The sequence below is a fragment of the Massilia sp. CFBP9026 genome (genome assembly GCF_034045165.1).
GTDB lineage: Bacteria > Pseudomonadota > Gammaproteobacteria > Burkholderiales > Burkholderiaceae_D > Telluria > Telluria arenae.
The window spans coordinates 1-15,199 of the sequence record NZ_JAXCWH010000017.1 but is presented as its reverse complement, the minus strand read 5'-3'; the positions used below and the strand labels follow the sequence as shown (position 1 = coordinate 15,199).

Here is a 15,199-nt window from a genome sequence, read left to right as displayed (position 1 = left end):
ATTCAACCCCGCCGGCGCCGCGCGCGCCGGCATCACAGGAGAAACGACATGGCAGTAGATATGTTCATCAATATGGGCGGCTCGATCAAGGGCGAGTCGATCGACAAGGACCAGGGCCCGAAAGGCGACATCGACGTGCTGGCCTGGAGCTGGGGCATGAGCCAGTCGGGCACCACCCACATGGGCGGTGGCGGCGGTTCGGGCAAGGCCAGTTTCCAGGACCTGTCGTTCACCAAGTACGTCGACAGCGCGACCAATGCGCTGATGGTCGCACTGGCGAAAGGCACCCACATCGACAAGGCCGAGCTGATGGTGCGCAAGGCCGGTGAAGGCCAGAACAAATACATCTTCATCACTATGGAACAGGTGCTGGTGACCTCGATTTCCACCGGCGGCAGCGGTGGCGAAGACCGCCTGACCGAGAACGTCACGCTGAACTTCGCCAAGGTGAAGTTCGCTTACACCCCGCAGAATGCCAAGGGCACCGTCGCCGGCGACAAGACCTTTGCCTACGACATCGCCGGCAACGCCGAGGCATAAGCGAAGATGGCCGAACTGGCGCCACGCGAGCGCTTGCAGCCTTCGCTGCTGGACCGCCTCACCGACCACGAGCCCGACAAGACGGTCGAGGCGCGCGAGCGCCGCGTCCTGTCCGAGCGCGGCTTGCGCGAGGGCGTGCTGCGCGACCTGGCGTGGCTCCTCAATACCACCAACCTGGCGTCGACCGGAGAGCTGCCACGCCTGCCGCACCTGGCCGGCTCGGTGCTCAACTACGGTTTGCCGGCGATCTCGGGCGTGTCGCTGGCGAATATGGCGCGGGCCGATCTCGAACGGTCCATCCGCCAGGCCATCTGGGATTTCGAGCCGCGCCTGATCCGCTCCTCGGTCTCGGTCAGGGCCATGGCCGCGCAGGGTGCGATCAGCAAGATCGTGTTCGACATCGAGGCCGACCTGTGGGCCCAGCCCTATCCCGAACGCCTGTACCTCAAGACGGAGCTCGATCTCGACCTGGGACAGCTCAGCCTCGTCGACGGTGGAGCGGCACGCCCATGAGCAATCCACGCCTGCTGCGCTACTACAGCCAGGAATTGCAGCATCTGCGCGAGATGGGCGGCGAGTTCGCAGCCGAGTATCCCAAGATCGCTGGCCGCCTGGGCCTGGAAGGCTTCGACTGCGCCGATCCCTATGTCGAGCGCCTGCTGGAAGGCTTCGCCTTCATGGCGGCGCGCGTGCAGATGAAGATCGACGCCGAATTCCCGCGCTTCACCCAGCACCTGTCCGAGCTGGTCTATCCGCACTTCCTGGCGCCGACGCCGTCGATGGCGATCGTGCAGCTGCAGCCCGACCTCGCCGACCCGGCGCTGGACGCAGGCTACCGCGTGGCGCGTGGCGCGGCCCTGCGCAGCGTGCTGGGCAAGGACGACGCCACCGCCTGCGAATACCGTACCGCGCACGATGTCACCTTGTGGCCGGTCGAACTGGTCGAGGCGCGCTTCTTCACCCATGCCGGCAGCATCGAGGGCGTCGACGTCCGCCAGCCGCCGCATGTGAAGGCCGGCTTGCGCCTGCGCCTGCGCACCACCAACGACGCGCCGTTCAGCGCGCTCGCGCTGGACCGCCTGGCGCTGCACCTGCGCGGCGGCGACGACCTGCCGGTGCGGATCTACGAAAAGCTGCTGGGCGCGGTCGAGGGCGTGCTGGTGCTGCCGGGCAGCCGCCCGGGCAAGCACCTGCGCCTGCCGAAAACGGCGCTGCGGCCGCGCGGCTTCGACGAGGACGACGCGCTGCTGCCCAGCGGCCAGCGCAGCTTTCAGGGCTATCGCCTGTTGCAGGAATACTTCGCGTTCGCGCAACGCTTCCTGTTCGTCGAGCTGTGCGGCCTGGGCCCGGCAATCAAGGCCTGCGCCGAACACGAGATCGAGATCGTGGTGCTGCTGGCGCAGGGCGACGCCCAGCTCGAGCAGGTCCTGGACGCCAGCCATATCGCGCTCAACTGCACGCCGGCGGTGAACCTGTTCCGGCGCCGCGCCGACCGCATCGACCTGGATACCGACTGCGCCGAATACCACGTGCTGGCCGACCGCACGCGGCCCATGGATTTCGAGGTGCACCAGGTCGAGAGTGTCATCGGCTACGGCAGCGGCGCGGCCGCCGAGCAGGCGTTCCAGCCCATGTACACGGCGCGCGACCTCGACACCGCCAGCCTGCCGGAGCAGGCCCGGGAGCAGGCCTACTACCAGGTCCGGCGCGAGCCGCGCGCTTTGTCGCAGCAGCAGCGCCGGCGCGGACCGCGCTCGTCCTACGTCGGCAGCGAGACGTATATCTCGCTGGTGGACGCGCGCGCAGCGCCCTATCGCCACGACCTGCGCCAGCTCGGCCTGGTGCTGTGGTGTACCAACCGCGACCTGCCGCTGTCGATGCCGCTGGGCCTGGGCAAGACCGATTTCATCCTGGAGCAGGGCGGACCGGTGCGGGCGGTGCGGGTGCTGGGCGGGCCGAGCCAACCGTTCCCCTCGTTCGCCGAGGGCGGCGTGGCCTGGCGCCTGATCAACCAGCTGTCGCTCAACTACCTGTCGCTGGTCGATACCGACGCGGAGCAGGGCGCCAGAGCCCTGCGCGAACTGCTGGCGCTGTACTGCCATCCATTGGACTTGAGCAGCCAGCGCCAGGTCGATGGCGTGCGCTCGGTGTCCGCGCGCCGGGTGACGCGGCGCCTGGCCGGCCCCGGTCCGATCGCCTTCGGGCGTGGCCTGGAAATTACGGTCACCATGGACGCCGCCGCGTTCGAGGGCGCCGGCGCCTTCGTGCTGGGCGCGGTGCTGAGCCATTTCTTTGCCCAGTACGTGTCGATCAACGCTTTCACCGAAACCGTGGTGCGCACGGTCAGCCGCGGCGAAATCATGCGCTGGCCGGCGAGGGGAGGCGCATGCGCGATCCTGTAGCTACCCAAGACCGCATCGAAGAGGCCGGCGCCGGCATGGATTTCTACCAGGCCCTGCGCCTCTTGGAGAACGCCTATCCCGACCAGCCGCGCATCGGCGCCTCGCTGCGCCCGCGTGACGATGCCGTGCGCTTCGGCCAGGATCCGTCGCTCGGCTTCGAGCCCGGTGCACTGGCCGGCGTCACGCGGGGCCCGGACGACAAGCGTCTGCGCCTGACGGTGAACTTCACGGGCCTGCTCGGCGCCAACGGGCCGCTACCGCTGCACCTGACGGAGTATGCGCGCGAGCGCATGCGCAACCACCGCGACCCGACGCTGGTCGCCTTCCTCGATGTGTTCCATCACCGGATGGTGTCGCTGTTCTACCGCGCCCGCGCCAGTGCCGATCCGGCGACCAGCCTGGATCGGCCAGGCAGCGACCGCTTCGGCGACTACGTCGGCAGCCTGTTCGGCATCGGCACGCCGGCGCTGCGTGGACGCGACGAGATCGGCGACTTCGCCAAGCTGCACTTCGCCGGCCTGATGGCCAATGCGCGCCGCCCGGCATCCGGCCTGGTGGCGATCCTGCAGGCCTACTTCAGGGCGCCGGTCGAACTGGAGCAGTTCGTCGGCCACTGGATGCCGATCCCGCCCGAGGGCCAGAGCCGCATGGGCGCGCAGGACCGCGGCAACCGCCTCGGCGCGTCCACGGTGCTGGGCACCCGGGTCTGGGACCGTCAGCACAAGTTCCGCCTGGTGATTGGCCCGCTCGACTATGCCGCCTACCGGCGCATGCTACCGGGCGGCGCCAGCCTGCGCCGCCTGGTCGACTGGGTGAACGCCTATGCCGGCCTGGCGCTCGACTGGGACCTGCGCCTGGTGCTCAGGCGCGAAGAAGTGCCGCGCCTGGCGCTGGGCGGCAGGCAGCTCGGCTGGAACACCTGGCTCGCCAGCGGCCCGGCCGCGCGCGACGCCCGCCAGCTCCTGATCAATCCAGCCCACGCGGGCTGAATCACGAAACAAACGAAAGAAACGAATATGGCCGAAATCAGTCGTGTCGCGCTGTTTGGAAAACTCAATGCCCTGTGCTACCGCGCGATCGAAGGCAGCACGGTGTTCTGCAAGTTGCGTGGCAATCCCTATGTCGAGATGGTGCACTGGCTGCACCAGATCCTGCAGTTGCAGGATTCCGACGTGCACCGCCTGGTGCGCCATTATGAACTCGACGCCGCCGTGCTGGCGCGCGACCTGACGGCGGCGCTCGACCGCCTGCCGCGCGGCGCGACGTCGGTCACCGACCTGTCGTCGCAGCTGGAAGAGACGGTCGAGCGGGCCTGGGTGTATGCCACGCTGATGTTCGGCGAATCCCAGGTAAGGAGCGGCCACCTGCTGTTCGGCATGCTCAAGACGGCGAACCTGCGCAACGCGCTGTATGCGGTGAGCCGCCAGTTCGAACGCATCAAGGCCGAGGATTTGTCGGAACGTTTTTCGGATCTGCTCAGGGAATCGCCGGAGGCGAAGCTGGCCGCCAGCGACGGCTTCCAGGCATCAGGTGCGCCGGGAGAGGAGACAGGCGCGCTGGCGCCGGCCCAGATGGGCAGGCAAGAGGCGCTCAAGAAATTCACGACCGACCTGACCGAGCAGGCCAGGAGCGGCAAGATGGACCCGATCGTCGGGCGCGACGACGAGATCCGGCAGATGGTCGACATCCTGATGCGGCGCCGCCAGAACAACCCGATCATGATCGGCGAGGCCGGCGTCGGCAAGACCGCCGTGGTCGAGGGCTTCGCCCAGCGCATCGCGCGCGGCGACGTGCCCCCGAGCCTGAAGGAGGTGCGGCTGCTGGCGCTGGACGTCGGCCTGTTGCAGGCCGGCGCCAGCATGAAGGGCGAGTTCGAGCAGCGCCTGCGCGCGGTGATCGACGACGTGCAGGCCAGCGAGAAGCCGGTGATCCTGTTCATCGACGAGACCCATACGCTGGTCGGCGCCGGCGGCGCGGCCGGCACCGGCGACGCCGCCAACCTGCTCAAGCCGGCGCTGGCGCGCGGCACCCTGCGCACGATCGGCGCCACCACCTTCGCCGAGTACAAGAAGCACATCGAGAAAGACCCGGCGCTCACGCGCCGCTTCCAGAGCATCCAGGTCGACGAGCCAAGCGAAGAGCGTGCGATCCGCATGATGCGCGGCGTGGCCTCGACGATGGAAAAACATCATCAGGTGCAGATCCTGGACGAGGCATTGGAGGCGGCGGTGAAGCTGTCGCACCGCTACATCCCGGCGCGCCAGCTGCCCGATAAATCGGTAAGCCTGCTCGACACCGCCTGTGCGCGCGTGGCCGTGAGCCTGCACGCGACCCCGGCCGAAGTCGACGACAGCCGCAGGCGCATCGAGGCGCTGGAGATCGAGATGGGCATCATCCGGCGCGAAGGAGTGATCGGCATCGAGGTCGCCGCGCGCACCCACGAAGCCGAGGTCGCACTGGGCCTGGAGCACGAGCGACTGGCTGCACTGGAGAGGCGCTGGGCCGGGGAGCGCGAACTGGTCGATGAGCTGCTGGCGCTGCGTGCCCAGCTGCGCGACGGCGCCTTGCCGGTCGAAGGCACCGGTTCGCAACTGGAAGCCACAACGCAGGATGACGAGCGGCGTGAGCTCTTGAAAGCGCGGCTGAAGGTGGTGCAAGCACAGCTGGCTGGGCTCCAGGGCGAAACGCCCCTGATCCTGCCGACCGTCGACTACCAGGCGGTGGCGGCGGTGGTCGGCGACTGGACCGGCATCCCGGTCGGCCGCATGGCCAGGAACGAGATGGAGACGATCCTGGACATCGCCGCCATCCTGGGCCGGCGCGTCATCGGCCAGGACCATGCGATGGAGATGATCGCCCGGCGCATCCAGACCTCGCGCGCGGGGCTGGACAATCCGGACAAGCCGGTGGGCGTGTTCCTGCTGGCCGGGACCTCGGGTGTCGGCAAGACCGAGACCGCGCTGGCGCTGGCCGAGGCGCTGTACGGGGGCGAGCAGAACCTGATCACCATCAACATGAGCGAATTCCAGGAGGCGCATACGGTGTCGACCCTGAAGGGGGCGCCGCCCGGTTATGTCGGCTATGGCGAGGGCGGCGTGCTGACCGAGGCCGTGCGGCGCCGGCCTTATTCCGTGGTGCTGCTGGATGAAGTCGAGAAGGCGCACCCGGACGTGCACGAGATGTTCTTCCAGGTCTTCGACAAGGGCTATATGGAAGATGGCGAGGGGCGTTTCATCGATTTCAAGAACACGCTGATCATCCTGACGACCAATGCCGGGACCGAGGTCATCGCACATCTGTGCCGGGACCCGGGACTGGTGCCGAATCCCGAGCGCATGGCCAGCGCCCTGCGCGCGCCGTTGCTCGAGGCGTTTCCGCCGGCATTGCTGGGGCGGCTGGTGACGATCCCGTATTACCCGCTGTCGGACGGGATGCTCGACCGGATCGCCAGGTTGCAGCTCGACCGCATCAGGAAGCGGATCGAGGCGCGTTATCGGATTTCGTTCGGCTACGACGACGACGTCGTGGACCTGGTGGTGTCGCGTTGCATCGAGAGCGAGTCGGGAGGGCGGATGATCGACGCGATCCTGACCAATACGATGTTGCCCGACTTGTCGCGCGAGTTCCTGATGCGCACGATGCATGGCCAGCCCGTGGCCGGGGTCCGGGTAAGCGCGGCAGGCGGCGTGTTTGCCTACGCGTTCTGACCGTTGCCGGTGCAGCGGGACCATTGCCAGGCGGCGCCGCGCAGCGAGGTACAGCACATTTTCTCTTGAGCGAGCCCGCCTCGATGCAGGAGAGCCAAGCCACAGGACAGATTTACGATGACAGTTTTAAGTATCAATGGGGCCCCACTATTGTTCTCCATGGACGAATTCAACCGGCTGGCGCGCGATGCCGGCGCCGTCTTCGGTAACCGGGTTTTCAAAAGCGAGCTGGAATCCTTGCGTGAACTGCTGACCCGTGCCGTGCCGCCGGTGCAGCCCCAGGAGGTGATCCGTACGATCGACCTCATGCCGCTCGCAAAGCGCCATAAATACCGGCAACTCATTGACTACGTCGCGTTCTATTTTCCGGATCTGATCCACGGCAGCGAGTTGACGCCGATTCCCGATCCACGGACCGGGACCAGCTTCCACACGGAATTCGCATCGATGCAGCCCGGCGACTATGTCGACCTGGTCTATGGACTGGCCCTGGAGCGAGGGTTGGCGCCATACAGTGGCGTGAATGCGCGCTATTGCGACAAATTCAACCGGGCCGCCAATGTCGGGAATGGCGCGGCGTTCGGCCGTGAATGGATCGGGGTCGGCCGACTGGATACGACGGTCGCTTCAGCGACGGCATCGATCACGCAGACCACCGACATACCGGGACTCAAGGAAGGCATCACGCAAGCCAATCGGCGGGTGCATGTGAATGGCCTGATGGCGTCTCGTCTCAGTCCGGTGACGGCGCTGGAAATGGACAGGGGCAGGCTCAGGAAGGACTTGCAAAAGACGCCGTCGCAGATCCAGTCGTGGAACAGCTTGCCTGACGGTAGCAGGCTAATCCAGGATCACCTGTGGGCGCACGCGCGCATGGTCAAGGCTGTGCGCCGGGCCTGCAAAGGAGGCATCGCCATGGTTGCATCGTCGCCCGCTTACCAGGCGGTCAATGCCAAGATCCATTTCGTACTCGATGGCTTGGACGATCTGGGAGCGGTGGCGATGAAACAACCGCTTCCGAACCGCGGGCCGTTTGTCGCTATCACGACGTCCGAATTATTGTTTTGCTACCGCTATTGGCGCGATCCGGTGTTTCCACTATCGGCAGTCGTCAAGTTCTATGTGAACGGAAGCAAGGTGAGAGCGCCCTGGGAGGGTGATTGGAGCCTCAACGATTTCAACGGGCGGGCAGTCGTTTCGAACCAGGAAGCGTGGCTGCGTTATGACCTGGCGCGCAGCATGCGAAGCGTTGCCAAGCCGTTTCCGGCATATCCGTGAAGCCGACCGCGCAAGACCGCCGCGTCGGCCAGCGTCGGGAACGCATCCATCCGCAAGAATGCCACGTATGTCTTCGCGGGAACCTTGCTCGAGATGCGCTTCCAGGTCTCCGACGAGGGCTGTAGGGAAGATGGCGAGGAAAGAACAGACATGGATTATTCGAACAGCACCGGTGTCAAGATCATGACGCCGATCGCCAGCCAGGCCGGGTGCCATTACCAGCCGTTTTCGCAGAAGGTACTGCTGGAAGGGGTCCAGGAAAAAGTGGTGCATCTGGCCGGGCGGCCGGCGAAAGTGGGACGTCTGCAAGACGGCGCGGACGGCGTGTGCTATGGCCTCGCTGTCGCCTGGCTCGAGACGATGCAAAGAAAGGGAGGCGATTTCATCGCCCAGGTGGCCGACCTGGAGTCCTCTTCGCTGTTCTACCGTGCCTACGTGGCGTATCGGCACCAGGATATCTATGGTGCCATCAGCACTTCCGGAACATGGCGGGACGGCGATGTGCACCGGGGCGACTGGAGCGCCGCCGACCCGTTCTTCGGCACCGCTGCAATGACCCAGAACAGTCGCCTTGTCGACGCCGGCAAGGCCCGGTCCTTCGGCCTGTCGCGAGGCGGCATGGATGCGTTCTGCGCCTGGCTGGGCGCTGCGGTCGACAAGCGGTATTTCATGCTGTCGGTTCCGCGCCACGCGATGGCCGCGATTGGATCGCGCTCGGGCAGATACAGTGTCTTCGATCCCAACTGCGGCATCGTCTCGGCGTTGTCGCCACGTACCCTTGCCGGCTGCCTGCATCGCTATTTCAGCGACCCGACGATCAAGTCTCTCTACCAGGGCGCGGACGCGGATTGGTTGACCGCCACGAAGTTCAAGACCTGAGGCCGGCCTGGCCGGCGCACCGCGGCCGGTCAGCTCGGCCGCTGCGACCCGGCCCAGCCAAACTCGACTGCCTGGCAAGCGGTCTTGCCCGCTGAACTGGTGTCGTCCGGACGTGGTCAAGCTGCATTGGAGCCGTCTCTTCTGGTCCGCTGTCGCGGTCAGCAGGAGCTGGATTTGAATCGAATATCAAGTTTGCAAGGAGTGTTCCATGGGTTGGAAGAACTGCATCAAGTGCTCCCGTTATTATTCGGACGATGGGAGCGGCTGTCGTAACACAGCCTGCGCCAGGTATGGCGTCGGCGATGCAAACCAGCAGGCCGCAGCCGCATCTTCTGCGCAGGCATCCTCGTCGACTCCCGCGCCGCTTCAAACCGCATCGACCGCGATTCCTTCTTCGAGTTCGTCCAGTGCGTTCATCGCTTCCGCACCTAAACCTGTTCCGCACGTGTCCGCACCTAAGCCGGTCGTTCATCTGACAGTCGCTCCGCTACCGGCCGTCATTCCACCCGTTGTGGTGCCATCTTCGCACGTTCTCCCTGTCATCAGCAGTGTGTCAGACGACCAGTACGCTCGCTCGGACGGGGCAATCGAGATACGGCAAAAATTACTCGACCTACGTAATAAGTCCATCGCAAACCTGATACCCGATTATCTCGAGCTATTAGGAAAAGGGATTAACAAGACCGTTTATCGCGTGAAAGAAAAACCTTGGGTCGTCGCCGTGATCAGCGCGGGATTTGCAGAGTCCAAGTGGCGGGCAGTCCGGTGCGAGATCGAGCAGTTGCTCGAGTTGCGCAAGCATGGCGTGACAGTGCCTTCCCTGGGGCCGATCACCAGCGTCGACGACGCGCTGATCAACGTCGTGGATGAGAAATCTTTCCCGGCAAAAGCGTTCATCGAACAGCTTATCCCAGGCAATCACGCATTGTGCCGACAAGAAAATCCAGACTATGCGCAGAAATTTGCGAGCGAAATCGAAAGAGTCATTGGTAAAGGGAGAAATCTCGATCCAACCAAATTCAAGAATGCAAAGGCCGACCTCGATGCGCTCGCGGCGTATTTCGCTCGCGGGGAGGATATCCCGGATTTTCAGATCGTTGTCGATACGAATACCGGTCATGTGTACACGATCGACCCGGGCGATCCACACCTCACCGGGTCCGTCATCAACAAGCATCTGGGCTGGATTCGTGAGTGGAGAAAGGTCATTGCCGTGCTCGAACCGAGGTCGGCGGGGCGGGTGCGGATGGCAGCTGAATAATTTCATTTCAAGACGGCGGATGCCAGTCGGTGCATGCACGAGGCTTCGCCCGCCTGTCAGGAACGGTGGAACGGCGCCCGTTGACCTCTACCGGGACGGCGTGGGCTTCCTGTGGTGCGGATGATGCAGCGGCGTGACACCTGCGTGGAGTACACGAGCCCGTTCCACATCGAGCGTGCATCCGTATCGGCGGCTCCTACGTATCTCTTCAACGGCACCTTCTGTCGAAGGGCCGGCCATCCTTGCCAGCACCCCGAATCCGCCATTTCGATTTCCAGCTTCCGCCGCCATGCCCATTCAGTCCACCCAAGCCCGCCGCGAGGTCTCCGTCAAGACCGCCCTCGGCGCCGACGTCCTGCTGTTCAAGCGCATGCACTGCAGCGAAGCGCTGGGCCGCCTATCCGAGTTCCGCATCGAGCTGGCTTCGGAGCGCGGCGACATCCGCATCGCCGACGTCCTCGGTACGGATCTCACCGTCAGCATCGACCTGCCCAAGGGCGGCCAGCGCCACTTCCATGGCATCGTCACGCATTTCTCCTACCAGGGCTGGCGCGACGACAAGCCGTCCTACCAGGCGGTCGTGCATCCGGCCCTGTGGCTACTCACGCGTTCCACCAACTGCCGCATCTTCCAGGACAAAAGCGCGCTCGACATCGTCAAGGCGGTGGTGGCCGACTACGGCGGCCTGGTCTCGCTCAAGGACGGCCTGCTCGCATCCACGCCGGCGCCGCGCACCTATTGCGTGCAATACCGGGAGACCGACTTCAACTTCGTCTGCCGCCTGCTGGAAGAAGAAGGCATCTATTTCTACTTCACGCACCAGGACGGCGCCCACACGATGGTGCTGGCCGACGGCTATGGCGCGCACCAGACGGTGGGCGGCTACGAGACCATCGTGTTTCGCGACGAGGAGCAGTGGCGCGATCCGCTCAAGGAGACGGTGACGCGCTTTGCACCAGGCGGCCAGATCCAGCCCAGCATCGTGACCCTCAACGACTTCGATTTCGAAAAGGCGTCGGCCAGCACCAGCGGCGCCCTGCTGGCCAAGGCCAATATCCCGGCCCCGTTCGACCAGCGCCGCTACGAGCACTACGATTATCCGGGCCGCTACGTGGCCGCCGGCGTCGGCAACGGTTTTGCGCGCGCGCGCATCGAGGCGCTGCACGGCCAGGGCGAGCGTATCGAGGCCAGCGGCAATGCGCGCGGCCTGACGGTCGGCGCGCTGTTCACGCTCGTCGAGCATCCGCGCAGCGACCAGAACCGGGCCTTCCTGATCACAGGCGCACAGACCGAAATCACCGGCAACGACTACCGCACCGACGGCTCGAACGAGGGCATGGACTTCCGCACCGTGTTCGAGGCGATCGGCAAGGAGCACAGCTACCGCGCCCCGGCCGGCGCCACGAAGCCCGTGGTGCAGGGACCGCAGACCGCCATGGTGGTGGGCAAAAGCGGCGAAGAGATCTGGACCGACCAGTACGGCCGCATCAAGGTGCAGTTCCACTGGGACCGCGACGGCAAGTCGGACGAGACCAGCTCGTGCTGGGTGCGCGTGCAGCAGGGTTGGGCCGGCAAGGGTTGGGGCATGATGTTCGTGCCGCGCGTCGGCATGGAAGTGGTGGTCAGCTTCCTCGAGGGCGACCCCGACCGGCCACTGGTGACGGGTTGCGTCTACAACGGTGACGCCATGCCGCCGCACGCGCTGCCGGCAAAGCAGACCCGGTCGACCATCAAGTCGAACAGCTCGAAGGGCGGCGGCAACTTCAACGAACTGCGCTTCGAAGACAAGAAGGGCGCCGAGCAGTTTTATATGCACGCGGCGCGCGACCTGGAACAACGCGTGAAGGGCGACGCATTGTCCTGGATCGGCGGCGACCATCACATCAAGGTGGGCAAGGACAGCGTCGAGCAGGTCGATGGCGACCGCCACTACAAGATCGGCGGCGACCGCCGCGAGGAGACCGGCGGCTCGGCGACGCAGGAAGCAGCGCTGAACATGGTGGTCGAGGGCGGCATGAAGTCGGCACTGTACGCCGGCCAGACCGTGCACATCAAGGCCGGCATGAACGTGGTCATCGAGGCCGGCGCCAACATCACGCTGAAGGCCGGCGCCGCCTTTCTCAGCGTGGGGCCGGCGGTGATCGTCGGTTCGACCATGCCGCTGCCGATGCCGTCGGCGTCCACCGCGGTGAACGCGGCGGTGCTGGCCGCCACCATCCGGCCAGGCACGCCGCCGGTCGCGCCGCGCGAAGCCGACGACGGCAAGAGCTGAGTAGCGCCTCAGTGAGACAGGGCGCGACCTGCGTCCAACATGCCGTTCCTTGCGTAAGTCTCTTGCACCCGGCCCTGAACCCAAGGAAATGACATGAAACTGCGACTGCATGTGCTGAGCTACCGCGACCAGCCGCCGCCCGACCCGCTCCAGGCCGAGTTCGACGCCGAGGGCGGCATGGTCGGGCGCGCCCCCGGCAACCGGCTGGTGCTGGAAGACCCGGACAAGTATGTGTCGCGCAGCCACGCCAGCGTGACCCTGCGTGACGGCCGGTATTACCTGACCGATGCGGGCAGCAACCCGAGCATCGTCAACGACCGTCCGCTGGGCGCCGGCTCCGAGGTCGCGCTGGACGACGGCGACCGCATCGTGGTCGGCGACTACGTATTGCAGGCGGTGTTGGAAGGGCCGCTCGCGGACGACGCCACAATGATGGCGCCCGCTCCCATGCCGTCTTCCATTCCCGCTCCGGCGCCGGTGTGGCCGCAAGCGCCGGTCGAACCCGGTCCGCCGGACAGCCTGGCCGGCGCCCGCATCCTCGATGGCACCGCTGCCGCAGGCGGCGACGATCCGCTGGGCCTGGGCCTCGTTCCGTCCAGCAAAGCCGGGAAGGCTGCGCAGGGAGCCTGGCCCGCCGCCGAGCATGACCATGTGCCGCCGGAGCGGCAGGCGTTTGCGCCGCCACCGGTATTCGCCGCCATCCCGGCCGACTACGATCCGCTGGCGGACCTGCAGCGGGCCGCGCCGCCGCCGACACCCGTGCCGCCCCCCGCGGCCGTCGCGCCACCGCCCGCCGCGGCGCCGGCCGCCGAGAGCGCGGTGCTGCAGGCCCTGCTCGATGGAATGGGGCTGCCGCAGCTGCGCTCGGCCCACGCGCCGGAAGACCTGGCGCGGCTGGCCGGCGAACTGCTGCGCGGCCTCACCGCCGGCACGATGGACGTGCTGGTGGCGCGCGCGCTGACCAAGCGCGAGAGCCATATCGACATGACGATGATCGCCCCGCGCGCCAACAACCCGCTGAAGTTCTTCCCCGACGCCGGCAGCGCGCTGGGCCAGATGCTCGGCGCCGGCATGCCCGGCTACCTGGCGCCGCAGGCGGCGGTGCAGGGCGCCTTCGACGACCTCAAGGCGCATGAACTGGCCGTGATCGCCGGCATGCGCGCGGCGCTCGGCGCCGTGGTGCAGCGCTTCGATCCGGCGCGTGTCGAGCAGCGCCTGAGCGAGCCGGGACGCTTCGACCGCCTGCTGCCGGCCGGCCGCAAGGCGCGCATGTGGGACCGCCTGGTCGAGCTGTACGGCGAGCTGGCGCGCGACGCCGACGAAGACCTGCAGCGCCTGTTCGGCGAAAAATTCTCCAGCGCCTACGCGCAGCAGGTCGAACACCTGCGCGCCGGCCAGACCTCACCCATCACCGATTCCTGAGAAACTCCATGGCGTGGCAAAGCAAAGTAGTGTGGTCCGAGGGGATGCTGCTGCAGCCCCAGCATCTCCAGCAGCACGACCGTTACCTGGCGACCCAGCTCGAGGCGCGGGTCGGCGCACTGCTGCCTTATGCCTGGGGCGTGGCGCGGCTCGAGATCGACGCGCAGCAGCTGGCGCTGGGCAAGCTGGCCCTGGCGTCCTTCGGCGGCGTGCTGCCCGACGGCACCCCGGTTGGAGCGCCGGGCGACGACGAATTGCCGCTGCCGATCGACATCCCGCCCGACGCGCGCGACGTTACGATCGTGCTGGCGCTGCCCGTGCGGCGCCATGGCGTGCCCGAGGTCGACGACAGCCACGGGCTCGATAACTTCGCCCGTCACCGCAGCACCGAGGTCGAAGTCTGGGACAGCAATGGACTGGACAGCAGCGCCCAGGTGACGGTCGGCAAACTGCGTCTGCGCCTGGCGCTGGCGAGCGAGGTGGCCGACGCCTGGGTCACGCTGGGCGTGGCGCGCGTCATCGAACGGCGCGCCGACAACCAGGTCGTGCTCGATCCGGCCTATTGTCCGCCGGCGCTCGACGTGCGCGCGGCGCCGGCCTTGAATAGTTTTCTCGACGAGCTCCTCGGCCTGCTGCACCAGCGCGGCGAGGCCCTGGCCGCGCGCCTGGCCCAGCCGGCCGGCGCCGGCGCCGCCGACATCGCCGACTTCCTGCTGCTGCAGCTGCTCAACCGCAGCCAGCCGCTGGTGGCGCACCTGGCCGGCATGAGCGGCCTGCACCCGGAAGCGCTGTACCGCGAGCTGGTGCGCCTGGCCGGCGAGCTGGCCACCTTCACCCGCGCCGACAAGCGGCCAGGCCCGTATCCGGTCTACCGCCACGATGCGCTCGACACCAGCTTCGCGCCGCTGATGCTGGATCTGCGCCGCTCGCTGTCGGCGGTGATGGATCCGCACGCGGTGCCGATCCCGCTCGAAGAGCGCCAGTTCGGCATCCGGGTGGCGGTGCTGCCCGATCGCGCGCTGCTGCACGCGGCCACCTTCGTGCTCGCGGTGCAGGCGCAGCTGGCGCCGGAGGCGGTGCGCAGCAGCTTCCCGCCACAGGTCAAGATCGGCTCGGTGGAGACGATCCGCGACCTGGTCAACCTGCAGCTGCCCGGCATCGCGCTGCGCCCGCTCCCGGTGGCGCCGCGCCAGCTGCCCTACCTGGCCGGCTACACCTATTTCGAACTCGATCGCGGCAGCGACTACTGGCAGCAGTTGTCCAACTCCGCCGGCTTCGCCATGCACATCGCGGGCAGCTTCCCTGGATTGCAGATGCAGTTCTGGGCGATCCGCAATCAAGCTTCCTGACATGAATCCACACGAATCCCACGACGCCGGGCAGGACCCGGACCGTACCCTGCTGGTCCAGCGACCGGGCCGGCGGGCGCCGCCGCCGG

At 66.6% G+C, this 15,199-nt stretch carries 11 protein-coding genes; all 11 read left to right on the top strand.

Features of this window, described 5'->3' with window-relative positions; translation table 11 throughout:
• Positions 1-48 precede the first annotated feature (48 nt).
• Positions 49-540: an Hcp family type VI secretion system effector gene (locus tag SOM28_RS25850; protein WP_123070511.1), complete on the top strand. Its 492-nt coding sequence runs from the start codon at positions 49-51 to the stop codon at positions 538-540.
• Between the two features lie 6 nt (positions 541-546).
• Positions 547-1,053 (top strand): type VI secretion system baseplate subunit TssE, encoded by a 507-nt coding sequence (tssE, locus tag SOM28_RS25845; RefSeq protein ID WP_123070510.1) that lies wholly within the window; start codon positions 547-549, stop codon positions 1,051-1,053.
• The gene (gene tssF / locus SOM28_RS25840; RefSeq protein ID WP_320469917.1) at positions 1,050-2,942 is read left to right on the top strand and encodes a type VI secretion system baseplate subunit TssF; all 1,893 of its coding nucleotides are present in this window, start codon (positions 1,050-1,052) and stop codon (positions 2,940-2,942) included. The genes tssE and tssF overlap by 4 nt, the downstream gene beginning before the upstream one ends.
• Entirely contained in the window at positions 2,927-3,931 is a 1,005-nt protein-coding gene (gene tssG, locus SOM28_RS25835) for a type VI secretion system baseplate subunit TssG (protein ID WP_320469916.1), read from the top strand. Before tssF ends, tssG begins: the two co-directional genes overlap by 16 nt.
• Positions 3,932-3,958: 27 nt before the next feature.
• Positions 3,959-6,649 (top strand): type VI secretion system ATPase TssH, encoded by a 2,691-nt coding sequence (gene tssH, locus SOM28_RS25830; protein WP_320469915.1) that lies wholly within the window; start codon positions 3,959-3,961, stop codon positions 6,647-6,649.
• Positions 6,650-6,808: 159 nt separating this feature from the next.
• Entirely contained in the window at positions 6,809-7,927 is a 1,119-nt protein-coding gene (locus SOM28_RS25825) for a hypothetical protein (RefSeq protein WP_320469914.1), read from the top strand.
• A 150-nt stretch (positions 7,928-8,077) separates the two neighbouring features.
• Positions 8,078-8,806 carry a YopT-type cysteine protease domain-containing protein gene (locus SOM28_RS25820; protein ID WP_320469913.1) on the top strand — a complete coding sequence of 243 codons (729 nt, stop codon included), beginning with the start codon at positions 8,078-8,080 and terminating at the stop codon, positions 8,804-8,806.
• A gap of 208 nt (positions 8,807-9,014) precedes the next feature.
• Positions 9,015-10,067: a hypothetical protein gene (locus SOM28_RS25815; RefSeq protein WP_320469912.1), complete on the top strand. Its 1,053-nt coding sequence runs from the start codon at positions 9,015-9,017 to the stop codon at positions 10,065-10,067.
• A 289-nt stretch (positions 10,068-10,356) separates the two neighbouring features.
• Positions 10,357-12,339, top strand: a complete 1,983-nt coding sequence (locus SOM28_RS25810; protein WP_320469911.1) for a type VI secretion system Vgr family protein — start codon at positions 10,357-10,359, stop codon at positions 12,337-12,339.
• A gap of 93 nt (positions 12,340-12,432) precedes the next feature.
• Positions 12,433-13,761, top strand: coding sequence for a type VI secretion system-associated FHA domain protein TagH (gene tagH, locus SOM28_RS25805; RefSeq protein ID WP_320469910.1), 1,329 nt, complete (start codon positions 12,433-12,435; stop codon positions 13,759-13,761).
• Between the two features lie 8 nt (positions 13,762-13,769).
• Complete coding sequence (tssK, locus tag SOM28_RS25800; RefSeq protein WP_320469909.1) at positions 13,770-15,110, top strand: type VI secretion system baseplate subunit TssK; 1,341 nt, start codon at positions 13,770-13,772, stop codon at positions 15,108-15,110.
• Positions 15,111-15,199 lie beyond the last annotated feature (89 nt).

Bases quoted from the DNA above. Each gene is read 5' to 3' on its own strand.
- SOM28_RS25850 (WP_123070511.1), top strand. From the start codon at position 49: ATGGCAGTAGATATGTTCATCAATATGGGCGGCTCGATCAAGGGCGAG.
- tssE (WP_123070510.1), top strand. From the start codon at position 547: ATGGCCGAACTGGCGCCACGCGAGCGCTTGCAGCCTTCGCTGCTGGAC.
- tssF (WP_320469917.1), top strand. From the start codon at position 1,050: ATGAGCAATCCACGCCTGCTGCGCTACTACAGCCAGGAATTGCAGCAT.
- tssG (WP_320469916.1), top strand. From the start codon at position 2,927: ATGCGCGATCCTGTAGCTACCCAAGACCGCATCGAAGAGGCCGGCGCC.
- tssH (WP_320469915.1), top strand. From the start codon at position 3,959: ATGGCCGAAATCAGTCGTGTCGCGCTGTTTGGAAAACTCAATGCCCTG.
- SOM28_RS25825 (WP_320469914.1), top strand. From the start codon at position 6,809: ATGGACGAATTCAACCGGCTGGCGCGCGATGCCGGCGCCGTCTTCGGT.
- SOM28_RS25820 (WP_320469913.1), top strand. From the start codon at position 8,078: ATGGATTATTCGAACAGCACCGGTGTCAAGATCATGACGCCGATCGCC.
- SOM28_RS25815 (WP_320469912.1), top strand. From the start codon at position 9,015: ATGGGTTGGAAGAACTGCATCAAGTGCTCCCGTTATTATTCGGACGAT.
- SOM28_RS25810 (WP_320469911.1), top strand. From the start codon at position 10,357: ATGCCCATTCAGTCCACCCAAGCCCGCCGCGAGGTCTCCGTCAAGACC.
- tagH (WP_320469910.1), top strand. From the start codon at position 12,433: ATGAAACTGCGACTGCATGTGCTGAGCTACCGCGACCAGCCGCCGCCC.
- tssK (WP_320469909.1), top strand. From the start codon at position 13,770: ATGGCGTGGCAAAGCAAAGTAGTGTGGTCCGAGGGGATGCTGCTGCAG.